General features: G+C 61.1%; 22 protein-coding genes, 3 pseudogenes and 1 riboswitch. All 25 genes and pseudogenes read left to right on the plus strand.

Annotation, left to right across the window (positions count from 1 at the left end; all coding sequences use genetic code 11):
- The first annotated feature begins 30 nt into the window (after positions 1 to 30).
- The 25 genes and pseudogenes from D1646_RS08775 to D1646_RS08895 all read left to right on the plus strand — a co-directional run bounded on the left by D1646_RS08775 (position 31) and on the right by D1646_RS08895 (position 22,645).
- Positions 31 to 546 carry a hypothetical protein gene (locus tag D1646_RS08775; protein WP_160636099.1) on the plus strand — a complete coding sequence of 172 codons (516 nt, stop codon included), beginning with the start codon at positions 31 to 33 and terminating at the stop codon, positions 544 to 546.
- A 203-nt stretch (positions 547 to 749) separates the two neighbouring features.
- The gene (gene cdaA, locus D1646_RS08780) at positions 750 to 1,649 is read left to right on the plus strand and encodes a diadenylate cyclase CdaA (RefSeq protein ID WP_347565170.1); all 900 of its coding nucleotides are present in this window, start codon (positions 750 to 752) and stop codon (positions 1,647 to 1,649) included.
- Positions 1,646 to 2,878 (plus strand): CdaR family protein, encoded by a 1,233-nt coding sequence (locus D1646_RS08785; RefSeq protein ID WP_160636101.1) that lies wholly within the window; start codon positions 1,646 to 1,648, stop codon positions 2,876 to 2,878. The genes cdaA and D1646_RS08785 overlap by 4 nt, the downstream gene beginning before the upstream one ends.
- A 12-nt stretch (positions 2,879 to 2,890) precedes the next feature.
- Positions 2,891 to 3,313, plus strand: coding sequence for a SoxR reducing system RseC family protein (locus D1646_RS08790; protein ID WP_160636102.1), 423 nt, complete (start codon positions 2,891 to 2,893; stop codon positions 3,311 to 3,313).
- 10 nt (positions 3,314 to 3,323) lie between these two features.
- Positions 3,324 to 4,187: a DUF5685 family protein gene (locus D1646_RS08795; protein WP_160636103.1), complete on the plus strand. Its 864-nt coding sequence runs from the start codon at positions 3,324 to 3,326 to the stop codon at positions 4,185 to 4,187.
- Positions 4,187 to 4,783, plus strand: a complete 597-nt coding sequence (locus tag D1646_RS08800; RefSeq protein ID WP_160636104.1) for a DnaJ domain-containing protein — start codon at positions 4,187 to 4,189, stop codon at positions 4,781 to 4,783. The genes D1646_RS08795 and D1646_RS08800 overlap by 1 nt, the downstream gene beginning before the upstream one ends.
- 41 nt (positions 4,784 to 4,824) lie before the next feature.
- Complete coding sequence (locus D1646_RS08805; RefSeq protein ID WP_160636105.1) at positions 4,825 to 5,703, plus strand: YicC/YloC family endoribonuclease; 879 nt, start codon at positions 4,825 to 4,827, stop codon at positions 5,701 to 5,703.
- A gap of 20 nt (positions 5,704 to 5,723) precedes the next feature.
- Positions 5,724 to 5,987: a DUF370 domain-containing protein gene (locus tag D1646_RS08810; protein WP_160636106.1), complete on the plus strand. Its 264-nt coding sequence runs from the start codon at positions 5,724 to 5,726 to the stop codon at positions 5,985 to 5,987.
- Positions 5,984 to 6,589 carry a guanylate kinase gene (gene gmk / locus D1646_RS08815; RefSeq protein WP_160636107.1) on the plus strand — a complete coding sequence of 202 codons (606 nt, stop codon included), beginning with the start codon at positions 5,984 to 5,986 and terminating at the stop codon, positions 6,587 to 6,589. Before D1646_RS08810 ends, gmk begins: the two co-directional genes overlap by 4 nt.
- Positions 6,590 to 6,665: 76 nt before the next feature.
- Positions 6,666 to 6,881: a DNA-directed RNA polymerase subunit omega gene (gene rpoZ / locus D1646_RS08820; RefSeq protein ID WP_160636108.1), complete on the plus strand. Its 216-nt coding sequence runs from the start codon at positions 6,666 to 6,668 to the stop codon at positions 6,879 to 6,881.
- Between the two features lie 60 nt (positions 6,882 to 6,941).
- Positions 6,942 to 9,410, plus strand: coding sequence for a primosomal protein N' (priA, locus tag D1646_RS08825; RefSeq protein WP_160636109.1), 2,469 nt, complete (start codon positions 6,942 to 6,944; stop codon positions 9,408 to 9,410).
- A 78-nt stretch (positions 9,411 to 9,488) separates the two neighbouring features.
- Positions 9,489 to 10,043: a peptide deformylase gene (gene def / locus D1646_RS08830; protein WP_160636110.1), complete on the plus strand. Its 555-nt coding sequence runs from the start codon at positions 9,489 to 9,491 to the stop codon at positions 10,041 to 10,043.
- On the plus strand, positions 10,040 to 10,966 hold the full coding sequence (gene fmt, locus D1646_RS08835) for a methionyl-tRNA formyltransferase (RefSeq protein WP_160636111.1): 927 nt from the start codon (positions 10,040 to 10,042) through the stop codon (positions 10,964 to 10,966). Before def ends, fmt begins: the two co-directional genes overlap by 4 nt.
- A 10-nt stretch (positions 10,967 to 10,976) precedes the next feature.
- Positions 10,977 to 11,363, plus strand: a complete 387-nt coding sequence (locus D1646_RS08840) for a hypothetical protein (protein WP_160636112.1) — start codon at positions 10,977 to 10,979, stop codon at positions 11,361 to 11,363.
- Between the two features lie 160 nt (positions 11,364 to 11,523).
- Positions 11,524 to 11,895, plus strand: a complete 372-nt coding sequence (locus tag D1646_RS08845; RefSeq protein ID WP_160636113.1) for a hypothetical protein — start codon at positions 11,524 to 11,526, stop codon at positions 11,893 to 11,895.
- A gap of 82 nt (positions 11,896 to 11,977) precedes the next feature.
- Positions 11,978 to 13,306 carry a 16S rRNA (cytosine(967)-C(5))-methyltransferase RsmB gene (gene rsmB / locus D1646_RS08850; protein WP_160636114.1) on the plus strand — a complete coding sequence of 443 codons (1,329 nt, stop codon included), beginning with the start codon at positions 11,978 to 11,980 and terminating at the stop codon, positions 13,304 to 13,306.
- A gap of 6 nt (positions 13,307 to 13,312) precedes the next feature.
- The gene (rlmN, locus tag D1646_RS08855; protein WP_160636115.1) at positions 13,313 to 14,374 is read left to right on the plus strand and encodes a 23S rRNA (adenine(2503)-C(2))-methyltransferase RlmN; all 1,062 of its coding nucleotides are present in this window, start codon (positions 13,313 to 13,315) and stop codon (positions 14,372 to 14,374) included.
- Positions 14,375 to 14,379: 5 nt separating this feature from the next.
- Positions 14,380 to 15,099: a Stp1/IreP family PP2C-type Ser/Thr phosphatase gene (locus D1646_RS08860; RefSeq protein ID WP_160636116.1), complete on the plus strand. Its 720-nt coding sequence runs from the start codon at positions 14,380 to 14,382 to the stop codon at positions 15,097 to 15,099.
- Between the two features lie 80 nt (positions 15,100 to 15,179).
- Entirely contained in the window at positions 15,180 to 17,252 is a 2,073-nt protein-coding gene (gene pknB, locus D1646_RS08865; protein WP_160636117.1) for a Stk1 family PASTA domain-containing Ser/Thr kinase, read from the plus strand.
- Entirely contained in the window at positions 17,249 to 18,142 is an 894-nt protein-coding gene (rsgA, locus tag D1646_RS08870; RefSeq protein ID WP_160636118.1) for a ribosome small subunit-dependent GTPase A, read from the plus strand. Before pknB ends, rsgA begins: the two co-directional genes overlap by 4 nt.
- A gap of 88 nt (positions 18,143 to 18,230) precedes the next feature.
- Positions 18,231 to 19,397, plus strand: coding sequence for a tRNA uracil 4-sulfurtransferase ThiI (gene thiI, locus D1646_RS08875; protein WP_160636119.1), 1,167 nt, complete (start codon positions 18,231 to 18,233; stop codon positions 19,395 to 19,397).
- 84 nt (positions 19,398 to 19,481) lie between these two features.
- A riboswitch (TPP riboswitch) is annotated at positions 19,482 to 19,587 on the plus strand.
- Between the two features lie 259 nt (positions 19,588 to 19,846).
- Entirely contained in the window at positions 19,847 to 20,656 is an 810-nt protein-coding gene (gene thiM, locus D1646_RS08880) for a hydroxyethylthiazole kinase (RefSeq protein WP_160636120.1), read from the plus strand.
- Positions 20,643 to 21,280 (plus strand): annotated as a pseudogene (thiE, locus tag D1646_RS08885) (thiamine phosphate synthase). Before thiM ends, thiE begins: the two are co-directional and overlap by 14 nt.
- Positions 21,281 to 21,352: 72 nt before the next feature.
- Positions 21,353 to 21,684: pseudogene (locus D1646_RS08890) on the plus strand (bifunctional hydroxymethylpyrimidine kinase/phosphomethylpyrimidine kinase); the annotation flags it as partial.
- Positions 21,685 to 21,722: 38 nt separating this feature from the next.
- A pseudogene (locus tag D1646_RS08895) lies at positions 21,723 to 22,645 on the plus strand (phosphomethylpyrimidine synthase ThiC).
- Positions 22,646 to 23,183: the final 538 nt, after the last annotated feature.

The raw sequence follows: 23,183 nt of genomic DNA on the forward strand, positions 1-23,183 counted from the left end.
ATAATAACAAAAGGACAGGGAGGAATTTCAATGAGCGGGATCGACTGGGAGGACATTCTCGGCGCGGAAGGCGCGGATATGCAGGATGCTTATGACAGCCTGGTGTGGGACGCGATGGAGGCAATGGACAGCTCGGAGCCCAGCGTTGATGTGGATGACGGCGATGACAGCTATGACGGCGGCGAGGAGATCGGGGCGGTGGAAGCGTACCTGAATGATTTTTCTGACCGGCTCCAGAAGGTGCTGCAGCTGACGGGCCAAATTCTTCCTGAGACTGGTGTGCTCCGGGGGGAGATTGAAGGGGTCCGGCAGTACTGCGATGAAGAGGGGATAGAAGATGAAATGTATGATATCCAGAGCCGGATTGAGGTCTGCTGGGACCAGTTTTTCGACGAGTTTTCCGCGCTGTTTCCAGAGTTGGAGGACTATTTGAAGCAGAAAGCTGCCCAGCAGAAGGAGGCCGGAACGCTCCCCTCCGGGGAAGAGCCGTCTTCCGCTGAATGTGGCCCGCTTCCCGTTGACGCTGAGTCGCTTCCTTTTGGGTAAGCGTGTGATGATATCAAACAGAAAACAGTCTTGAGCCATGCAGGGTTCAGGGCTGTTTTGGTGTCCCGCCCTTTTGAGCTTCTTTTGCCAGCAAAAAAATTTCATGGTTGAATGCGCCTTTTTGGTTGCCAAGCGGGTGGAAATATCGTATAATACCATAATGAATTATTTTGCGCTCCATGCGCAGAGATGAGGTGAGAGCAGTGGCGGAGCTGATTCACGGCCTTCAGCTTTTTTTGCAGTCCAACTTCCCCCTGCTTCAAATTCAGCTGACAGACATTCTGGATATCGCAATTTTGTCCTTTGTCATCTACAAGCTCATGTGGATGCTGCGCAAAACCAGCTCCGGGCGGCTGATGTGGGGCGTACTGATTTTAATGACGGTGATGTTTCTCTCCTCTGACAACGTCCTCTCCCTGACCGCCACCAGCTTTGTGCTGGATAAGCTGGTACAGTGGGGCATTGTGGTGCTGGTGATCCTCTTTCAGCCGGAAATCCGCCGCTTTTTGGAGCGGATGGGGAGCGGACGGCTGGGCATGGTCTTTGCCGCCAATAAGGAGCCGGGCCAGGACATGGAGACCGCCATCATCCAGACCACCGAGGCCTACACCGACCTGTCCCGGGACAAGGTGGGGGCGCTGATGGTCTTTGAGCGTCAAAATCTGCTGGACGACGTGATCAAAACGGGCACAGAGCTGGATTGCAGCGTGTCCAGCGAGCTGCTGAAGAACATATTCTGGAACAAGGCCCCCCTGCACGACGGGGCGGTCATTGTCCGGGACGGCCGGATTGTGGGAGCGGGCTGTATGCTCCCCCTGTCGGGCAATGTAAACCTGAGCCGGGACCTGGGGATGCGCCACCGGGCGGGCATCGGCATGAGCGAACACTCCGACGCCGTGGTGGTCATCGTCTCGGAGGAGACCGGCTCCATTTCCGCCGCCGTGGGCGGGATGCTCAAGCGGCACCTGGCCCCGGAGACTCTGGAACGGCTGCTGCGCAACGAGCTGCTCAACGACAAGCAGGAGGAGAAGAGGGGGAACTCTCTGCCCCTGCTGGGTCTGCTGCTGGGGGCGGGCAGGAAAGAGGAGGATGACGGGCTATGATGGGACGGCTGTTAGAAAAGCGGTGGGTCTGCGTGCTGCTTTCGGTCCTGCTGGCCATTGTCTTCTGGGCCTATATCAGGGCCGCAGTAGACCCCAACGGCACCGCCACCATCCACAACGTGCGGGTGGAGACCACAGGGACCAATGTTCTCACCAGCCAGGGGCTGACTATCGCCGACATCTCCCCCCAGGTGGTGGAGCTGGGAGTAGAGGGTTCCACCAGTGTCCGCACCGACCTGATCCGCCAGCGGAACAATTTGTCGGTGGTGGTGGACGTCTCCCGCTGTGTAGAGGGGGAAAATGTCCTGCGCTACCGCCCCTCCTGGCCGGAGAATTTCAACGAGGAGGAGGTACACATCCAGAGCCAGGAGCCGTCAACTATCACAGTGACGGTGGAGAAGCTGTTTGCCCAAAGCTATAACGTGGAGTTCCAGCTGGACGGGCGAGTAGCTAGGGGTTACCAGATGGGGACCACGGCCATTGAGCCGGAACAGGTGCTGGTCAGCGGTCCGGTGGAGCAGGTGAATCAGGTGGACAAGGTGGTGGCCATTCTCAAGGACAGTGAGTTGGACGAGCGCTTTGCCGGCGACCTGCCTCTGGTGCTGCTGGACCAGCAGGGGAACCCGCTCACCGATTTGGAGGTGACCCTCAGCTCCGCAACGGCCTATGTAGTGGTGCCGGTGGTGAAGACCAAGGAGGTCCGCCTGACCGTCAACCTTCTGCCCGGCGGCGGCGCCACCGAGGACGACGCAGTGAGTGGGATCGAGCCAGAGACCATTGTGGTCTCGGGGGCCGAGGCCGATTTGGAGGGGCTGGAGGAGATCTCCCTGGGCTCTGTCCGTCTGGCCGATGTGGTCAGCAGCAACGTGTTCACCTTCCCCATCACGCTGGACCCCAGCCTGACCAATGAGAGCGGTCTGACCACGGCCACGGTCACCGTGACGGTGGAGGGACTGGACACCGAGGTCTTTGCGGCAAACAACATCAGGATTGTCAATGCTCCGGAGGGCTATAATGCCGAGGCGGTCACCCAGAGCGTGCTGGTGATGGTCCGGGGCAAGAAGGAGGATCTGGACAACATCGACGCCAGCCAGATCCGCGTGGTGGCCAACCTTGCCGGCGTGACCGGCGAGGGGACCCGAAAGGTTCCGGTTCAGGTCTATCTGGACGGCGCGAGTACAGTGGGCGTCATGGGGAACTACACCATTTCGGTGAACATCAGCAGATAAGAGAGGCGCACTATGGTTCAAAATGCGATTGTGAAGAAGATTGTCCGGGACGGGGTGGCGGAGGTATCTCTGCTGCGGCAGATGGAGTGCGGGCTGCACTGCGACGGCGCCTGCGCCGGCTGTACCGCCAAGCCTCCCCAGGAGATATTGGCGCTGGCCTCCAACGCCATCGGGGCCCGGCCCGGGGACTTTGTAGAGGTGGAGCCCTCGGGGAAGAGGAATATCAGCACCTCGGTGGTGGTCTTTCTCCTGCCCTGCGTGGGGCTGGGCCTGGGCTACTCCCTGGGACTGAGCGTGCTGCGGCTGGGCGAGCTGACCTCACTGCTGACGGCGGCGGTTGGTCTGGCGGCGGGTTTTCTCCCGGCGTTCCTGATGGACCGAGCCATCACCAGAAGTCAGGCCCCGGAGTTCGCCATTCTGAAGCAGCTGCGCTGAGGAGAGGCGGATGTTCGGCTATGTGCGGCCCTTCCGTCCGGAATTAAAGTGTAAGGACTATGACCTTTACAGGGCTACCTACTGCGGGCTTTGCCGGTGCCTGCGGCGGCGGTACGGGCTGATTGCCCCCATGCTGCTCAACTTCGACTTTACCTTTCTGGCCCTGCTGCTGTGGGAGCCGGAGGAGAAATTCAGCCCCTGCCAGGGGCGGTGCCACGCCAACCCCCTGCTGAAACGGCCCATGTGCCCCGACAGCCCCGCCCTGGAGCGGGCGGCGGACGAGAGCGTAGTGCTGGCCTGGTGGCAGCTGCGGGATTCCGCCCAGGACGACGGCTTTTGGGGCGGTCTGCCTGCCCGGAGTCTGTCCTGGCTGCTGAGACCCGCCTACAAAAAGGCGGCCCGCCGCTGTCCCGACTTCGACGGTACCGCCCGGCGCTGTCTGGCGGAGCTGTCGGCGCTGGAGCGGGACAACTGTCCCTCCCTGGACCGGACGGCGGACGCCTTTGCCCGGATTCTCCAGAGCGCCGCGGAGCAGGAAGGGGAACAGGGGCGGGTCCTGTCTCAATTGCTCTACCACCTGGGCCGGTGGATCTATCTGGCCGATGCCCGGGACGACCTGGAGGAGGACAAGCTGGCCCGCCGGTACAATCCGGTGGCCGCCCGCTATGGCCCCGGGGGAGACGATGGAGCCCTGGGGCTGACCATGGACCACTCCCTGGAGTTGGTGGGAGCCGCTCTCCAGCTGGGGGAATTTGGCTGCCGCCGGCCCCTGCTGGAAAACATTGTGTATCTCGGCCTGCCCCTGGTGCAGAGGGCCGTGTTTGATGGAAGCTGGAAAGAGATCAAAAAACATAAGATTTGGAGAAACGACTGATGAGAGACCCATACACTGTCCTTGGGGTGAGCCAGAATGCCAGCGACGAAGAGGTAAAGAAGGCCTACCGGGAACTGGCTCGAAAGTACCACCCGGATAACTATCAGAACAATCCCCTGGCCGATTTGGCCGAGGAGAAGATGAAGGAGATCAACGAGGCCTACGACACCATCACCAAGCAGCGCTCCGGGACCTACTCCCAGAGTGCTTCGGGGAGTTACGGCGGCTACCAGCAGGGCTACGCCTCCGGGGGCAATCCTGTCTATGGCCGAATCCGGAATCTAATCAACGCCGGCGACCTGGAGGGGGCGGAACAGCTGCTCTACGGGGTTGGGCAGAAGGACGGGGAGTGGTATTTCCTGTCCGGAAGCATCGCCTACCGCCGGGGCTGGCTGGACGAGGCCATGCAGAACTACTCCCGGGCCGTTCAGATGGAGCCCAGCAACGTAGAGTACCGTCAGGCCCTGGCGATGATGCAGCGGGGGCCCATGGGGGGGTACCGGCCTGCGGGCTACGGCAGTGCGGCCCAGTGCGATCCCTGTACGGCCTATCTGTGTTTCAGCTGTCTGACGCCCTGGGGCGGGCCGTGCTGCTGAGGTAGGATTGCCCAGTTATTACAGGTAAGGAAGTGACCAACATGGTAAAGAGTATGACCGGCTACGGCCGGGCTGAGGAGACATTCAACGGTTGTACCATCACAGTGGAGCTGCGCTCTGTGAACAACCGCTATCTTGACTGCAACGTCCGTATTCCACGGCTGTATCTCTTCGCCGAGGACGCCATCAAGACCCGGGTTCAGGATACCATTTCCCGGGGAAAGGTGGACGTATTTGTGACCCTGGACAGCACCGGTGCTGAAAAGATGCAGGTGTCTGTCAACAAGCCAATGGCCGACGGCTACTACACTGCGCTGAAGAAGCTGGCGGAGGACTACAGTCTGACGGATGACATCTCCGTCTCCCTGCTGTCCCGCTTCCCCGAGGTTCTGCTGGCCGAGAAGGCGGAGGAGGATGTGGAGCAAATGGCCAAGGATATCTGTTCTGTGCTGGACCGGGCCCTGGCCGACTTCGACCAGATGCGTACCCGAGAGGGGGAGCGGCTCAAGGCTGATGTGCTGGCCCGGGCCGCCATCATTGAGGACAAGGTGGCCCTGGTGGAACAGCGCTCCCCCCAGACGGTGGCGGAGTATCGGGCCAAGCTGGAGGCCAGGATGAACGAGGTGCTGTCCAATACTCAGCTGGACCCCGCCCGGATCCTCACCGAGGCGGCCATCTTCGCCGACAAGGTGGCGGTGGACGAAGAGACCGTCCGCCTGCACAGCCACATCGACCAGCTCCGGGGAATGCTGGACAAAGGGGGCGCCACCGGCCGGAAGCTGGACTTCCTGATTCAGGAGTTCAACCGGGAGGCCAACACCATCGGCTCCAAGTGCAGCGATCTGGAGATCTCCGGCCATGTGGTGGATATCAAGGCGGAGATTGAGAAGATCCGGGAGCAGGTCCAGAATATCGAGTGAGGCAGAGAGGGGGCGGTGCGTTGAAGCTTATCAATGTTGGATTTGGCAGTCTGGTGTCTGCCCAGCGCCTGATTGCGGTGGTCAGCCCTGAGTCAGCCCCCATTAAGCGCCTGACCCAGGAGGCCCGGGAGCGGGGTATCCTCATCGACGCCACCTATGGCAGACGGACCAGGTCCGTCCTGATTTTGGACAACGACCATCTGGTGCTGTCCGCCCTGACCACCGAGGCCATTGCAGACCGCCTGGAGGGGAAGGAGCGGAGCAGCGGGGAGGAGGAGCTATGAAAAAGGAAAAGGGACAGCTGATTGTGCTGTCCGGGCCGTCGGGGGTCGGCAAGAGCACGGTCATTGCCGAGCTGTTCAGCCAGCGGGACAACATCTATTTTTCCGTGTCCTACACGACCCGTCAGCCCCGGACCGGGGAGCAGGACGGAGTGAACTACAACTTTGTGGACCGGGCGGAGTTCGAGCGGATGATTGCCGCCAACGAGCTGCTGGAGTACGCCGAGTATGTGAACAACTACTATGGCACCTCCCTGAAAGCCATCCAGGAGCGGCTGGACGCGGGGGTTGATGTGCTGCTGGACATTGAGGTCCAGGGTGCGGCCAAGGTGCGGGCACGGTGTCCCGGCGCCCTGTTCATTTTCATCATTCCTCCCTCCTTTGAGGAGCTGTCCCGCCGTCTCCACCGCAGGAATACCGACAGCGAGGACGTGATTGCCGGTCGCCTGGAGAAGGCGAAGGTGGAATTTAAGGAGATCCCCCATTACGACTATCTGGTCATCAACGACAAGGTGTCCGGGGCGGTGGCGGAGATCGAGGCCATCCTCACCGCGGCGGAGTGCCGGGTGGAGAACCGCAAGTCTATTCTCACTCAATTTGCGTAACAATAGAAGGAAACGCGGAGCGGTGTGCCGCCCGCTGGAAAGAAATCCAATCTTGGAATGGTAAGGAGTCTTAATTATGATGCTGTATCCCGCGATGAAGGACTTGTTGGAAAAGGTGCCCAGCCGTTACGAGCTGGTGAATGTGGTGGCCTGCAAGGCCCGCCGCATTGCCCGGGACGCCGAGATGGCCGGTGAGCCGCTGGCAGAGAAACCTGTGAGCATTGCCATTCAGGCGGTGGCCAACGGTGAGTTGGACGTTAAGCCGGAGGAAATGGAGCAGCCTGAGGAGTAACAGGGGGCGCTGCCCCCTGTTTTTAAAGGAGTCCAGATTTGGGACAGGGGGGAGCGGCCATTGGGCAGGACAATCGCAAAGGTGGCTGTGGCCAAGGCGATCTACGCCATAGACAAGCCCTACGACTATCGGGTACCGGAGGAGCTGGTTCCACGCCTGCGGACCGGAATGCGGGTCCTGGTCCCCTTCGCTGCCGGCAATCGGGGGTCAGACGGCATTGTTCTGTCGGTGCAGGAGGCTCCCTCCGCCGGGCCGCCGCTGAAATCCGTCACCGCTGTGCTGGATGAGGAGCCGGTACTGGACGAACACCATATCCAGCTGGCCCTGTGGATGCGGGAGCGCTGCTTCTGCACCGTCTACGACTGTGTCAAGGCCATGCTGCCGGCGGGGCTGTACTTCTCTCTGCGGGACTGCGTGAAAATCCAGCCAGGGATTGACCGGGAACAGTCCCATGCCCTGGCCGGGGACTCTCCCGCCGCCCTTCGCCTGCTGGAGCTGCTATGGAGCTGGGGCGGGGAGGGGACCATGGAGCAGATCAGGCTGGCTTTCGGGACCCGAGACCCCGGCCCTGCCCTAAGGAGACTAAAGGAGGCGGGGGCAGTTTCAGTGGAGACCGCCGCCCAGCGGGCAGTGGGAGACAAGACCCAGAAACTGGCGGTGCTGGCTGTCTCTGCGGAGGACGCGATGGCGATGGTAAGTGCCAAGCGGCGATCCGCCCCCCTCCAGTACGCAGTGACCGAGCTGCTGTGTACCCTGGGGGCCGCCTCGGCCAAGGAGCTGTGCTACTACACCGGCGCCTCCATGGCCACCGTGCGGGCGCTGGAGCGGCACGGGGTCCTGACCCTGGAGAAACAGGAGGTGCTGCGCTCTGTCCCGCTGACGGAGGTGGCGCCGGCTCCGCCGCCGGTGCTCAATGAGGAACAGCAGGCGGCCTTTGAGGGGCTGGACGCGCTGGCCCGGCAGGAGGGCCCCGCCGCCGCCCTGCTCTACGGGGTTACGGGTAGCGGCAAGACCCAGGTCTACATCCGCCTCATTCAGCAGACACTGAGCCGGGGGAAATCCGCCCTGGTGCTGGTGCCTGAAATCGTGCTGACCCCCCAGCTGCTGAGGATTTTTGCCGCCCATTTCGGGCAGCAGGTGGCGGTGCTCCACAGCTCCCTCCGGGTGGGAGAGCGGTACGACGAGTGGAAGCGGGTCCGCCGGGGGGAGGCTCGGGTGGTCATCGGGACCCGGTCCGCCGTCTTTGCCCCTCTGTCCGACCCGGGCCTTATCATTTTGGACGAGGAGCAGGAGAGCAGCTATAAATCAGAGAATGTCCCCCGCTACCACGCCCGGGATGTGGCGAAATACCGCTGTGTCCAGCACAACGCCCTGCTGGTATTGGGATCGGCAACCCCGTCGGTGGAGACCATGTACCAGGCCCAGACGGGGCAGATCGGTCTGTTTCAGCTGAAACACCGCTACAACCAGAAGTCTCTGCCCCAGGTGCTGATTGTGGACCTGAAGGAGGAGCTGCGCCAGGGCAATGCCGGGTCCATCAGCTCCGTGCTGCGGCGGGAGCTGGAGGAAAATTTCCGGCGGCAGGAGCAGGCCATTTTGTTTCTTAACCGCCGGGGGGCAAACCGTATGGTGTCCTGCGGGGAGTGCGGCGAGGTGCCCGAGTGCCCCCGGTGCTCCGTCAAGCTGACCTACCACTCGGCCAACCACCGGCTGATGTGCCACCACTGCGGCTTTTCCCGGCCATTGCCTCCGGCCTGCCCCGTCTGCGGGGGACTGCTGAACTTTGTGGGCACCGGGACCCAGCAGGTGGAGTCAGAGCTGCGGGAGCTGTTCCCCCGGGAGGAAGTGCTGCGGATGGATGCGGATACTATCTCCGCCGCCAACCCCCACGAGAAGCTGCTGGAGCGGTTTCAAAAGCAGCGTATCCCCGTTTTGATTGGGACCCAGATGGTGGCCAAAGGGCTGGATTTTGAGAATGTAACCCTGGTGGGGGTTGTGGCCCCCGACCTGTCCCTCTATGTGGACGACTTCCGGGCGGGGGAGCGGACCTTTTCCCTCCTGACCCAGGTGGCGGGCCGGGCGGGCCGGGGAGAGAAGCAGGGGAGGGCGGTGATCCAGACCTTCACCCCTAACAACGACGTGATCCGCTGTGCCGCCGCCCAGGACTATGATAGCTTCTACGCCCAGGAAATCGAGCTGCGCCGAACGCGCCGGGACCCGCCCTTTGCCCAGCATATAGTGGTGACCGCCTCCGGGCTGGAGGAGGGGGCCGTTCTGCGGTGCTGTACCCGCCTGCGCCGGGCGCTGGAGGAGGAACTGCCCAAGCTGCCCGGCCAGTGGCAGCTGCTGGGGCCCGCGCCGGCGTCGGTGGCCAAGGTAAATAACCGCTACCGCTACCGGCTGACGCTTACCGGCCAGCCTGGAAGAGAGTTCCGAACTTTGCTGGCTTATTTACTGAGGGCTGCTCATAAGGACAAGGACAACAAGGGTGTCTCGGTCTATGCCGACACGGACCCCTACAGCAGCTGACTTCGTCCCAAGAACAATATTCTTTTGCTTCTTTTCTGCCAGAAAAGGAGAGATAAAAAGTCCAAAGGAGAAGGATGTATGGCAATCAGGACGATTTTGACCCAAGGAGACCCCACACTGCACAAGGTGTGCCACGCGGTGACCAGATTTGACAGCAAGCTGGCCGACCTGCTGGATGATTTGAAGGAGACGCTGGAAGACGCCGGCGGCGTGGGCCTGGCAGCCCCTCAGGTGGGGATTTTGCGCCGGGCAGTCATTGTGGTGCCCGACCCGGAGAAGGACGAGATGATTGAGCTGGTCAATCCGGAGATCGTGGCTCAGCAGGGAGAGCAGGACGGTCTGGAGGGCTGCCTGTCCATCCCCGGGATGTGGGGCTATGTGAAGCGGCCCAACTGGGTCAAGATCCGAGCCCAGGACCGGTATGGAAATTGGTTTGAGACAGAGGGGGCCGAGCTGGCCGCCCGCTGCTTCTGCCATGAGCTGGAGCATTTGGAGGGCCATATGTACGATGAGCACGTGGACCGGCTCTATACCGCCGAGGAAGTGGACGCCATGATGGCGGAGGAGGAGCAGGGGGCCGGAGAGAGCAAAAAGCGGCGCGCCGGAAGAAGAGGCGCCAGGAGGAGAAGATGAGAATCGTCTTTATGGGAACCCCGGACTTTGCGGTCCCCTCTCTGGAGGCGCTGGTGAGGGCCGGCCATCAGGTGGCGGGGGTCTTCAGCCAGCCGGACAAGCCCGTGGGCCGGCACCAGAATAAGCTCCAGCCCACACCGGTCAAGGTGTGTGCGCAGAACTATGATATCCCGGTGTTACAGCCGGAGAAGCTGCGGGACGGAACCGCCCTGGCCCTTCTCCAGGAGCTGGCCCCGGAGCTGATCGTGGTGGCGGCCTACGGACGTATCCTCCCCGACGATATTTTAGCTCTGCCCCCCAAGGGCTGTATCAACGTCCACTCCTCGCTGCTGCCCAAATACCGGGGGGCCGCTCCCATCAACTGGGCCATCCTCAACGGAGACGGCGAGACCGGCGTCACCATTATGGATGTGGTCCACGAGCTGGACGCCGGGGATATTATCCTCCAGCGTGCAACCCCCATCGGAGAGACGGAGGACGCCGCCGCCCTCTATGACCGTCTGGCCGTGCTGGGCGGGGAGCTGCTGGTGGAGGCGGTGGCCCAAATTGCGGAGGGGACCGCCGCCCGGACCCCTCAGGACCCCGAACAGGCAACCCTGGCCCCCATGCTGTCCAAGTCCATGTCCCCGGTGGACTGGACCATGAGCGCTCAGATGATCTATGACCATATCCGAGGCCTGATCCCCTGGCCGGCAGCAACCACCGATATCATCAACGGTGTGCCGATGAAGCTGTGGGGAGCCCAGGTGGTGGAGAAGCATACCGACGCCCTCCCCGGCACCATTATTGCCGCCAGTAAGCGGGGAATCGACGTGGCCTGCGGCGATTTTCACGTCCTGCGCATCCTGGAGCTCCAGCCCCCCGGCAAAAAGCAGATGACCGCCGCCGCCTATCTGGCGGGGAACCCAATTGACCGGCGATAAGGAGAGAACCATGTGGAATACGGTTCAGACACAAGAGGATGCAGACCGGTTTCTGAAGAAGACCTGCGGCCTCCACGACTCCACCATCCACTCCATTCTGTACGAGAGCGGAAACTATGTGGATGAAGAGGGGGCAATGCACTTCCCGGAGCTGCGCCGGGTTACGGTGACGCTCCACAGTCAGTGGTGTCCTGCGATGGAACTGGTTTTCGAGGGGGTGACCGCCCTGAACCTTCGTCCCCCGGGAGAAAATTATCTGGGAGACATCTTCGACTGTACCCTTTTGGCAGGGAATGAAGAGATTTTCTTTGCTGACTGCGAGTTGGGAACGGCAGATCGAACCCACCAGGGGACTTGGATTACCGCCAGACATTTGAAGTGGCGGTTTCTCTCATAACGAGCAATCTCTCAGTATTTGGAGAAAAAACGCAGCCGCAGGCGGAGTTTTTTCCAAAAGTCCTTTTTCTTACAAGAAAAAGAAGGCCCGCCCGCGAGGGCACAGAGGAAAGGCTGGATAAACATGGGAGTAAGGGATGCGACGCTTCGGGTGAAGTAGTATGTGGGATTTTTCCAGTTATGGCCGGATGCTTGAGCCGCAATGGATTATGGAGCGCTTTCGTGACCGCTATGTAGACCGGGAGCGGCTGGCCCGGGTTGTTCTGATGTGGAACTCCTTTTTAGCCCAATATAAACCGCGCTGCCTGCCTGTTGAAAAAATTACTGAGCTGGGTATTCCAGATGATAAGCAGGTGTATTTTTATCAGGAGCCAGAAAATCTGCTGTATAGAACTACATTTTCCGCGGTTGTGGACTATGTACAGCAGTTGGAGCCCTGGGAAAGCGTAGACGCTTACGTGTTCGATGGAACTATGGACTGGGTGGTGGTCATCACCCATGAAGATAGTTTAGTGCTCTCTTTAGGATGTTAGGAGAAAAAACGAAGTTTTTTCTAAAAGTTCTTTTTGCTTCTTTTTCTTTCAAGAAAAAGAAGAAGAAAGGTAGGTGAGCAGCATGGACGCACGGGAAGCGGCGCTGCTGGCGCTGAACGACTGCCAGCGGCAGGGGGGATGGTCGGACGCCATTCTGAAGAAGCAGCTGGCCGCCGCCAAGCTGGACAGCCGGGATGGGGCGCTGGCCACTCAGCTGTGCTTCGGCGTGCTGCAAAACCAGCTGCTGCTGGACTTCTACCTGTCCCACTTCTCCAATCTGCCTCTGAAGCGGATGGAGGGCCGGGTGGTCCAGGCTCTGCGGCTGGGGGCCTACCAGATGCTGTTCCTGGACAAGATCCCCCACAGCGCGGCGGTGAACGCCTCTGTGGAGCTGACCCGAAAGCACTGCAAAAACTCCCGGGCCCCTGGGATGGTCAACGGCATTCTGCGCAATCTGGAGCGCAGCGCTGACAATCTGCCTTCCATTCCCCGAGGCGACCCGGTTCGATACCTGTCGACCCTCTACTCCCACCCGGAGTGGCTGGTGGGGGAGTTCCTTACGGTGCTGGGCAGCGAGGAGGCAGCTAAGCTGCTCGCCGCCAACAATAGCCGTGCCCCCATCACCGCCATGGTGAACACCACCAGGACCACCGCCAGGGCTCTGACCGCCGCCCTGGAGGGGGAGGGGGTTCAAGTGGAGCCCCACCCTTGGCTGGACGATTGTCTGACCCTCTCCAAGACGGGCAATCTGGAGCGGCTGGAGGCCTTTCAACAAGGGGAGTTCTACATCCAGGACCCCGCCAGCAAGTTGGCCGCGCTGGCGCTGGAGCCACAGCCCGGCATGAAGGTGCTGGACTGCTGCGCCGCCCCTGGAGGCAAGAGCTTCTCCTGTGCCATACAGATGGAGGGCAGGGGAGAGGTGACCTCCTGCGACCTCCACCCCCACAAGAAAAAGCTGATCCAGGCTGGAGCCGGCCGGCTGGGTCTGACCAATATTTTTCCTATGACCGCCGACGGCAAGGTTTTCCGGCCCCAGTGGGAAAACGCCTTTGACCGGGTCCTGGTGGACGCCCCCTGTTCCGGTCTGGGGGTCATCCGGAAGAAGCCGGACATCCGCTACAAGGACCCCGCCCCCCTGGCCGGCCTGCCCCAGGTCCAGCAGGCCATTTTAGACGTGGCTGCAAGGTATGTAAAGCCAAAAGGCTTGCTGGTCTACTCCACCTGTACCCTGCTGCGGCGAGAAAATGAGGAGGTGGTCCAGGCGTTTTTAAAGGACCATCCGGCTTACAAGGCAGAAGCCTTTACACTCCCTGGGCCCGTTGGTGCGGTCCACCGGGGGATGGCAACTCTCTGGCCCCACCGGCAGGGGACGGACGGATTTTTCATCAGTAAACTGCGCAAAGAGGAGTGAAACTCTTTGGTTGACATAAAATCTATGACGCTGGAGGAGCTCACCGCCTGGATGAAGGACCAGGGGGAGTCCGCCTTCCGGGGCAAACAGATCTTCAAGTGGCTGTACCGGGGGGTGACCTCCTTCGAGGAGATGACCGACCTGTCCAAACAGCTGCGGCAGAAGCTGGAGGAGACCTGTGTTCTGGTCCCGCCCCGGGTTGCCCGAAAGCAGGTGTCAGCCCAGGACGGCACCATCAAATATCTGTGGGAGCTGGCCGACGGCAACTGTGTGGAGTCGGTGCTCATGCGCTACCAGCACGGCAATACGGTGTGTATCTCCAGCCAGGTGGGCTGCCGCATGGGCTGTGCCTTCTGCGCCTCCACCATCGCCGGCAAGGTGCGGGACCTGACGGCGGCGGAAATGATCGACCAGGTGCTTTTCACCCAAATGGACAGCGGAGCGCCCGTTTCCAACATTGTTTTAATGGGAATTGGAGAGCCGCTGGACAATTTTGACACGGTTTTGCGATTTTTGACCCTGGTAAACAGCCCCGATGGGCTGAATATTGGAATGCGGCACATCTCACTGTCCACCTGCGGACTGGTGGAGCAGATTGACAAACTGGCCCAGTATGAGTTACAATTGACTTTATCGGTTTCTCTCCACGCCCCCGACGACGAGACCAGAAGCAAGATTATGCCGGTGAACCGGCACGTTGGGGTTGAGAGACTGCTGGAGACCTGCCGCCGGTATTTTGAGACCACAGGCCGGCGCATCTCCTATGAGTACGCCATGATCGACGGGGTCAACGACGCCGGCTGGCAGGCTGACCTGCTGGCAAAGCGGCTGCGGGGCGCCCCGGCCCATGTGAACCTGATCCCTCTGAACGAGGTGGAGGAGAGTCCCCTCAAGCCCAGCCGCCGGGTCGCGGCGTTTCAGAAGCGGCTTGAGGGGTATGGGGTCACCGTCACTGTCCGGCGGAAGTTGGGGGGAGACATTGACGCCTCCTGCGGCCAGCTGCGGCGCAAGGCCATGGGGGAACGGAGCTTAGAGACAAAGCCGAATTTCCGGCAGAAACGAGGTTGAACGCGATGCAGGTATGGGGAGTGACCCACCGGGGGGCGGTGCGGCAGCAAAATCAGGACTCCTACGCGGCCCAGGTCCTGACCGACGGCCGGGTTATTGCCTTGGTGTGCGACGGCATGGGAGGCGCCCGAGCGGGCAATGTGGCCAGCACCATGGCAGTGGAGCTGTTCATGGAGGAGTTCCTCAAGCCGGGCCAGGAGGGGCCAGAGGAGGAGCGGATGGGCCATGCTGCCTCCAAGGCCAACCAGGCGATTTTCCACCACTCTGTCCACGACCCGGAGTGCGCCGGTATGGGCACCACCATGGTGGCGGCGCTGGCCGGCACTCTGGAAGCGGTCATCCTCAACGAGGGGGACAGCCGTTGCTACCACATCAACAGCGACGGCATTGTGCTGGTGACCCGGGACCACTCCCTGGTGGAGGACCTGGTGGAGCGGGGGGAGCTGACCCGGGAGCAGGCCCGTACCCACCCCCACAAGAACCTGATAACCCGGGCCTTGGGGGCGGAGCCTGTGCTGATGGCCGACTGCTTCCGGCAGCCCCTGAGCGAGGGGGACTATCTGCTTTTGTGCAGCGACGGGCTGAGCAACGTGGTCAACGAGCAGGAGATGCTCTACGAGGTCATCCACGGCGGCAGTGAAGAGGACTGCTGTCAGCGTCTGCTGGAGATTGCCCTGAGCCGGGGGGCGCCGGACAACGTGACCGCCGTACTGGTAAAGCGCTGACCGGGGGAGGAGCCCTGTTTTCCTATGGTCCGGCTGGCGTTTTACCGGCCGCTGAGTGAATGATAAGGAGGATATTTACCATGGATCAGTACATCGGTAAATTACTCGATAACAGATATGAGATTTTGGAGCTGGTGGGGACCGGCGGTATGGCCAAGGTGTACAAGGCCCGATGCCACCGGCTGAACCGGCTGGTGGCCATCAAGATTCTGCGGGAGGACCTGGCCCAGGATGCGGAATTTCGCCGCCGGTTCCATGACGAATCCCAGGCCATTGCCATGCTGTCCCACCCCAATATTGTGGCGGTCTATGATGTGAGCCGGTCCTCTGAGCTGGAGTACATCGTTATGGAGCTCATCGACGGCATAACTCTGAAGCAATATATGCAGAAGAAGGGCAACAAGCTGAACTGGCGGGAGGCCCTGCATTTTATAACCCAGATCATCAAGGGTCTGGGCCACGCCCACAGCCGGGGCATTATTCACCGGGATATCAAGCCCCACAATATCATGGTCCTGCGGGACGGCAGCGTGAAGGTGTCCGACTTCGGCATTGCCCGGGTCGCCTCCGGCGGGCACAGCACTCTGACCCAGGAGGCCCTGGGATCGGTCCACTATATCTCCCCCGAGCAGGCCCGGGGCAGCCACATTGACAGCCGGTCCGACCTGTACTCCGCCGGCGTGGTCCTCTACGAGATGCTTACCGGCCGCCTGCCCTTCGAGGGGGACACCCCCGTGTCGGTGGCTATTCAGCACATCAACTCTATTCCCCTGTCCCCCCGGGAGCTGGAGCCCTCCATCCCTGAGGCACTGGAGGTCATTACCATGAAGGCTATGGCCCCCAATCCGGATAACCGCTACCTGTCCGCCGATGATATGCTGGCCGATTTGGAGGAGTTCCGGAAAAATCCCAATATCAACTTTGACTACAGCGTCTCTGAGTTTGACCCGGAGGCGGAGCTGGACGAGGACCGCACCCGCAAGGTCCGCCCCGCGCCCAGCCGCACGGGGGAGCGCCGGTATGAGGAGGATTACCCCCAGCGCCGCAGCCGCCGGCAGGAGGAGGACTACCCCCAGCGCCGCCGGAGCCGGTATGAGGAGGATGAGGATGACCTGGACGACCCTCCGCATCGGGGAGCCATCTGGCCCATTGTGCTGGCGGTGGCTGCTGTGCTGCTCTTTGTGGGTGTGGTGGCCAAGGTTCTGGTGGATACCGTCTTCTCCGGTTTGTTCAGCCCCCCGGTTACCTATACGGTCCCTGATTTAACTGGCAAGGTCTATGAGGAGATTAAAGACAACGCTGACTTACTGGGCCGGTTTACCTTAATCAAAGGGGAGACAGTTACTGACGACGCCGAGCCGGGTACCATTATCGCCCAGGACCCCAAGGAGGGCAAAGAGGTGGGGGAGACGGTCACCGAGATTACCGTCACCATCAGTGGCGGACCGGAGATTATTCCTATGCCCGACATCGACGGGATGGAGTACACCGCTGCCTGTGCCCTCCTTCAGCAGGCAGGGCTGAAGCCGGTGATCCCGCCCCAGTATGAGAACCACGAGACAGTGGAGAAGGGCCACATTATCTCCTATACCCCTCTGCCGGAAGTAGCCCTGTCGCCAGGGGCAGAGGTGCAGATGGTAGTCAGCCTGGGGCCGGAGGATAAGCCCTTCCCTATGCCCGAGCTGGTGGGGATGACAAAGGCCAGGGCGTTGGCCGAGATTGCCAATAAGAATTTGCAGCAGGGTAATGTTGAGCAAGAGGAGTATGACGACGAGGTAGAGGAGGGCAAGGTCATCAGCCAGTACCCCCTGGCTAAGACCGATGTGACCGAGGGCACCGAGGTCAACCTGGTCATCAGCCTGGGCCCCGACCCCGCGACCCAGCAGCCCCCAGTGGAGGAGGCCCCTGATCCTCCTGCTGTCTCGGACCCTGGAAATATCACCCAGACGGAGACCATTGATATGTCGGCCTACAGCGGAACGATCAATATTCGGGCGCTGATGGACGGCGCGGAGGTCTACAACGAAAATCACGATGTCACCATGGACCCCTGGGTTGACATCACTGTAACCGGGAAGGGGACGAAGACGCTGGCAATCTACGTGGATGGCGGTTTGGCCTTTACCCATACAGTAAACTTTGGTGCCCCATGAGCGAGGGAATGATTGTAAAGGCCCTCAGCGGCTTCTACTATGTGGACGATGGGAGGTCTGTAACGGCCTGCCGGGCCAGGGGCAAGCACCGCCACGCCAGAATATCCCCTCTGGTGGGGGACCGAGTGCGGTTTAGCCCCCTGGAGAACGGCTCCGGTGCGCTGGACGAGATTCTGCCCCGGAAAAACGAGTTTTACCGCCCTGCGGTGGCCAACATCGACCTGCTGGTGGTGGTGGCCTCCCAGGCGGTGCCCGTCACCGACCCCTTCCTCATCGACCGGGTTGCCGCCATCGCCCAGAGCCGGGGCTGTGAGACCTTGATCTGCGTCAACAAGTGCGACCTGGAGCCGGGAGAGGCGCTGGAGCAAATTTACCGGCAGGCGGGCTTCCCTACTGTGCGGGTCAGCGCAGAGACGGGAGAGGGGATTGCCGAACTGCGCCGTCTTCTGGCTGGCAAGGTGTGTGCCTTTACAGGTAACTCCGGCGTGGGTAAGTCCAGTATTCTCAACGCACTGGAGACCGGCTTCAACCTGGCCACTGGCGAGGTGAGCGACAAGCTGGGCCGGGGCCGGCACACCACCCGCCATGTGGAGCTGTTCCGCCTGTCCTGCGGGGCGCTGGCGGTGGATACCCCGGGTTTTTCCTCCTTTGATGTGGACAAAATGGAACTGGCCCGCAAGGAGGAGCTGCAATTTTCCTTCCAGGAGTTTGCCCCCTATCTGGGCGGGTGCCAGTTTCAGGACTGCGCCCATGTGAAGGAGAAGGGCTGTGCCGTGCTGTCGGCGGTGAAGGCGGGGGAGATTCCGGCAACCCGCCACCAGAGCTATATCCGCCTGTATGAGCAGGCCAAGGCGATTCCGGACTGGGAACGAAAGGATTCAACTCCTTAAAACGATCTGAGTAGCGCGCACTGTCTTTGTTCTCTGGGACGGTGTGCCAGGACCGTCCCGCTCTGTAATAAGGAATAGGGTGATTGAAATGAACGAAATGATCCTCCTCAAGCTGGGGGAGATGGTGCTGAAGGGGCTGAACCGCCGCAGCTTTGAGGACAAGCTCCAGGCCAACATCTACCGCCGTCTGAACAACCTGGGCCAGTTCCGGGTGTATACCCGCCAGTCCACCACCTACGTGGAGCCCATGACGGAGGAGTGCGACATGGACGGGGCCTGGGAGGCGCTGACGAAGGTCTTCGGCGTGGTGGGCCTGTCCCGGGCCCGGGCCTGTGAGAAGGACAAGGACGCCATCTTGGCCGCCGCCCGGGAGTACCTGGACGGAAAGCTGTCCTCGGCGAAGACCTTCAAGGTGGAGACCAAACGGGCGGACAAGACCTTCCCCATGACCTCCATCCAGCTCAGCCAGTATGTGGGGGGGGAGCTGGATGAGCTCTACCCCCATTTGAAGGTGGACGTCCACAATCCGGAGCTCACCGTTCACATTGAGATCCGGGACTACGCCGCCTTTGTCCACGCCGACCCGGAGCCGGGGGCCGGCGGTCTGCCTGTGGGCATCAATGGCCGGGCGGTGTCTCTGCTGTCCGGGGGCATCGACTCCCCGGTGGCCTCCTGGATGATTGCCAAGCGGGGGGTCGCCCTGGAGATGGTCCATTTCTTCTCCTACCCCTACACCTCCAATGAGGCCAAGGAGAAGGTCCTGGACCTGGCCCGCCTGCTCACCCCCTGGTGCGGAAAACTCACCGTCCATGTGGTCCCCTTCACCGCCATTCAGGAGGAGCTGCGCCGCTCCTGTCCCCAGGAGCTGTTTACTCTGGTGATGCGCCGGTTTATGATGCGCATTTCGGAGCGGGTTGCCCAGCGGTGCGGCGCCAAGGCTCTGGTCACTGGCGAGTGTCTGGGCCAGGTGGCCAGCCAGACCATGGAGGCTATGGCCGTCACTGGCGCAGTGGCTTCCCTGCCCATCCTCCGCCCGGTGGTGGGGATGGACAAGGAGGATATTGTGAAGATTGCCCGGAAAATTGGCACTTTCGAGACCTCTATCCTCCCCTATGAGGACTGCTGCACCGTCTTTACCCCCCGACACCCCCGTCTGCGCCCCACACTGGAGGAGCTGGAGGCGGCGGAGCAGGCCCTGGACGTGGAGGCGATGGTTCAGGCCGCCGTAAGCGGCATTGAGCGGGTCCAGGTGTAGAGAGGGTGCGGACGCGTCGGAGCGTTCCAATTCTGAAAAATTTTATTTGTTTATTGGCGGGAGATAGTGTATAATCTCTCCATCACAACATAACAGGGGAGCTTGTGTGACAGGCTGAGAGGAAGGTAAACCTTCGACCCTTGAACCTGATGCGGATAATGCCGCCGGAGGAAGTCTCAGGAACCCGTACTTTTTCAGGGGGCACCGTACACAGGTGCTCCCTGTTTTTGTTTCGTTTTTAGCGGGAATGGATGTGGGAACGGCAACCGCAGTGTGCCTGCGGCGGGTTGAGGGGGAGCACCCTGGACCTTATATGACAGCGATGGGAAGCTGTGTTCCGGCGTGAGAGGGGGCCAGTGAGCCTCGACCGACTTTTCCAACCGGCAGGTCTCCTGCCCGTCATCACCAGGGGAAGCGCCGCTTTCTCTCAGAACAAAGGAGTAAATGATATGTTTGAGCAGATTTTTGATAATGTCCGTCAAAAGTCCCCGTTGGTCCACAACATCACCAACTATGTCACCGTCAACGACTGCGCCAACGTGCTGCTGGCCTGCGGCGGCTCGCCCATTATGGCGGACGACCCGGAGGACGCGGTGGAGGTCACGGCCATCTGCGGCGGGCTGAACATCAATATCGGGACCCTGAACCAGCGCACCATCCCGGCCATGCTGGCCGCCGGGAAGAGGGCCAATGAGCTGGGCCATCCCGTGGTGCTGGACCCGGTGGGGGCGGGGGCCTCCGCGCTGCGCACGGATACCGCCCTCCGGCTGCTGCGGGAGGTAAAGTTTGCGGCGGTCCGGGGCAACATCTCAGAGATTAAGACCCTGGCGCTGGGCAGCGGCACCACTAAGGGGGTTGACGCCAACGTGGCGGACAAGGTGGACGAGGAGAACCTGGACGGGGCGGTGGACTTTGCCAGGCGGAGCGGAGCGGTGACTGCCGTCACCGGAGCCATTGACATTGCGACAGACGGGGAGCGGGCCCTCTGCATCCGCAACGACCGCCCGGAGATGTCCTCCATCACCGGCACCGGCTGCCAGCTCTCCGCCCTGACAGCGGCCTTCGTCGCCGCCAACTCGGACCGCCCTCTGGAGGCCGCAGCCGCCGCCGTGTGCGCCATGGGGCTGTGCGGGGAGATCGCCTGGCGCCGTATGACCGGGCTGGACGGCAATTCCTCCTATCGCAGCTACATCATTGACGCCATGTACCGTCTGACCCCGGCGGCGCTGGAGGAAGGGGCGAAGTATGAGGTGCGATAAGCGGCATATGCTGCTCTACGCCGTCGCCGACCGGGCCTGGACGGGGAAGCAGTCCCTCTATGAGCAGGTGGAGGCGGCCCTAAGGGGGGCGTGACCTGTGTGCAGCTGCGGGAGAAGGAACTGGACGAGGGGGCGTTCCTCCAGGAGGCGCGGGAGCTCTGTGCCCTGTGCCGCCGGTACGGCGTCCCCTTCATTATCAATGACAACGTGGAAGTTGCCGTGGTCTGCGGGGCGGACGGCGTCCATGTGGGCCAGGAGGACCTGGAGGCGGGTGAGGTCCGCCGCCGGATCGGGGAGGATATGCTCCTGGGCGTCTCCGTCCATACGGTGGAGGAGGCCTGCTAGGCCGTTCGGGACGGCGCAGATTACCTGGGGCTGGGCGCGGTGTTCCCCACCAGCACCAAGACCGATGTGGAGCAAATGTCCAACGACACACTGCGGGCCATCTGCGGCGCAGTGGATGTGCCCGTCGTGGCCATCGGCGGTATCAACCGGGGCAACCTCCTCAAGCTGGCCGGCAGCGGCGTGGACGGCGTGGCCCTGGTGTCAGCCATCTTCTCGGCGGAGGACATTGAGGGGACCTGCCGGGAGCTGCGGGCTCTGGCGGAGCAAATGGTCAGCTGAATCCAGAAAGCGGCGGGTTGGGGGCACCACCTCCTGCCACTCTATAAAACTTCAATGCGAAAGGGAGATTTTGAGGCAGCCCGGGCCATCTATGACGCCTGCGGCTGCGCCGTGCTGTGCAAGGGGGGCACAGGCTCCACGATGCCAGCGATTTCCTGTACGCGGAGGGTCGGGGCCGGTGGTTCCACGGCCAGAGGGTTGACAACCCCAACACCCACGGCACCGGCTGCACCCTGTCCAGCGCCATCGCCTCCAACCTGGCCCTGGGCCGGGACCTGGAGACTGCGGTGGAGTGGGCCAAGAAGTACCTGTCCAGGGCGCTAGGCGCCATGCTGGATTTGGGGCGCGGCAGCGGGCTCCTGGACCACACCTTTGCCCTCAGCGGGCCCTTTACCAAATCATAAGGAGGAAGATCGGAACGGAACGTAATTACATCACTCAGATGGACGCCGCCCGCAGGGGCATTGTAACCCCGGAGCTGGAGGCGGTGGCCAAAAAGGAGCGCATGACCGTCCAGGAGCTTCAGCCCCTGGTGGCCAGCGGCAAGGCAGTTATCCCCGCCAACAGATACCACACCTGCCTGGACCCGGAGGGGATTGGCTCCATGCTGCGCACCAAAATCAACGTGAACCCGGGAGTGTCCCGCCATGATTGGCACCGTCCCGGTGTACGACAGCGTCATCCACTACCAGCGGGACCTGGACACCCTCACCGCCAGGGACTTCATCGACGTGATCCGCCTTCATGCCCAGGACGGAGTGGATTTTGTGACCCTCCACTGCGGCATCACCTGGAAGACCATCGACCAGATCAAGAAGCACAAGCGGAAGATGAACATTGTCTCCCAGGGCGGCTCTCTGGTCTTTGCCTGGATGTGCATGACCGGGGAGGAGAGCCCCTTCTACGAGTACTACGACGAGATTCTGGATGTCTGCCGGGAGTACGATGTGACCATCTCCCTGGGGGACGCCTGCCGTCCCGGCTGTCTGGCTGACGCCACCGACGTGTGCCAGATTGAGGAGCTGGTCCGGCTGGGCGAGCTGACTAAGCGGGCCTAGGAGAGGGACGTGCAGGTGATGGCGGAGGGCCCCGGCCACGTGCCCATGGACCAGATTGCCGCCCACGCCGCCGACATCGCCAAGGGGGGGCCGGGGGGCCCGGGAGATGGATGACCGCATGGGGGACACCCGCCGGGCTCTGGACTGGGAGGGGCAGTGGGCCTGCGCCCTGGACCCAGAGACTGCCAAGGCCATCCGGGCGGACCGCTCCCCAGAGCACGACGACACCTGTTCTATGTGCGGCAAGTTCTGTGCTGTGCGCAGTATGAACAAGGCCCTCAGCGGGGAGCATATTGACATTCTGTAAACCGAAGTGAGGCCTCACCGAAAATTTTTTATCCTACGGCGGCACACCCGGCCCGCAGCTGCATAGGCTCAAACAGCTGGCGACGGTCAGAGGAAAAGGAATGCTCCTGTTAACGAGTCTAACAAACAAACTCCGCTGAATTTCCGGGTTCAGCGGAGTTTTCTTGTATAAAGAAAACCACGCATAGCGATACGGTTCTATGATACAAAAATTGTTGGGAAAAAAGCGGAGAAATGACGAAAACAGACAAGAATAAGAGGACAGTGACACATGGCGGCCAGAAAAAGTTTGTTTGCGAATTTCGTGACACGCTATTTGTATCTACACATTAAAAAATTGATTTTGCTGGTATGTTTTCCTGCATTTAATAGTAATGAACTTAAAAATACGGTAAAAAAAACAAGAAATATAGTAACAGTTACACTGAAAGGCGTTCCGAGAGGAACGTCTTTTTATATCTAAAAAGTCTGCAAAGGAAAAGTCAATAGGAAAATGAAATAAATTTGTGGACATAGAGGAAGGAGAAAAAAGCAACACA

This window comes from Pseudoflavonifractor sp. 60, from assembly GCF_009911645.1.
Lineage (GTDB): Bacteria > Bacillota > Clostridia > Oscillospirales > Oscillospiraceae > Lawsonibacter.

Excerpts from the sequence above, each read along its gene's own strand:
- D1646_RS08775 (WP_160636099.1), top strand. The coding sequence starts at position 31 with ATGAGCGGGATCGACTGGGAGGACATTCTCGGCGCGGAAGGCGCGGAT.
- D1646_RS08785 (WP_160636101.1), top strand. The coding sequence starts at position 1,646 with ATGATGGGACGGCTGTTAGAAAAGCGGTGGGTCTGCGTGCTGCTTTCG.
- D1646_RS08790 (WP_160636102.1), top strand. The coding sequence starts at position 2,891 with ATGGTTCAAAATGCGATTGTGAAGAAGATTGTCCGGGACGGGGTGGCG.
- D1646_RS08795 (WP_160636103.1), top strand. The coding sequence starts at position 3,324 with ATGTTCGGCTATGTGCGGCCCTTCCGTCCGGAATTAAAGTGTAAGGAC.
- D1646_RS08800 (WP_160636104.1), top strand. The coding sequence starts at position 4,187 with ATGAGAGACCCATACACTGTCCTTGGGGTGAGCCAGAATGCCAGCGAC.
- D1646_RS08805 (WP_160636105.1), top strand. The coding sequence starts at position 4,825 with ATGGTAAAGAGTATGACCGGCTACGGCCGGGCTGAGGAGACATTCAAC.
- gmk (WP_160636107.1), top strand. The coding sequence starts at position 5,984 with ATGAAAAAGGAAAAGGGACAGCTGATTGTGCTGTCCGGGCCGTCGGGG.
- rpoZ (WP_160636108.1), top strand. The coding sequence starts at position 6,666 with ATGATGCTGTATCCCGCGATGAAGGACTTGTTGGAAAAGGTGCCCAGC.
- def (WP_160636110.1), top strand. The coding sequence starts at position 9,489 with ATGGCAATCAGGACGATTTTGACCCAAGGAGACCCCACACTGCACAAG.
- fmt (WP_160636111.1), top strand. The coding sequence starts at position 10,040 with ATGAGAATCGTCTTTATGGGAACCCCGGACTTTGCGGTCCCCTCTCTG.
- D1646_RS08840 (WP_160636112.1), top strand. The coding sequence starts at position 10,977 with ATGTGGAATACGGTTCAGACACAAGAGGATGCAGACCGGTTTCTGAAG.
- D1646_RS08845 (WP_160636113.1), top strand. The coding sequence starts at position 11,524 with ATGTGGGATTTTTCCAGTTATGGCCGGATGCTTGAGCCGCAATGGATT.
- rsmB (WP_160636114.1), top strand. The coding sequence starts at position 11,978 with ATGGACGCACGGGAAGCGGCGCTGCTGGCGCTGAACGACTGCCAGCGG.
- D1646_RS08860 (WP_160636116.1), top strand. The coding sequence starts at position 14,380 with ATGCAGGTATGGGGAGTGACCCACCGGGGGGCGGTGCGGCAGCAAAAT.
- pknB (WP_160636117.1), top strand. The coding sequence starts at position 15,180 with ATGGATCAGTACATCGGTAAATTACTCGATAACAGATATGAGATTTTG.
- rsgA (WP_160636118.1), top strand. The coding sequence starts at position 17,249 with ATGAGCGAGGGAATGATTGTAAAGGCCCTCAGCGGCTTCTACTATGTG.
- thiI (WP_160636119.1), top strand. The coding sequence starts at position 18,231 with ATGAACGAAATGATCCTCCTCAAGCTGGGGGAGATGGTGCTGAAGGGG.
- thiM (WP_160636120.1), top strand. The coding sequence starts at position 19,847 with ATGTTTGAGCAGATTTTTGATAATGTCCGTCAAAAGTCCCCGTTGGTC.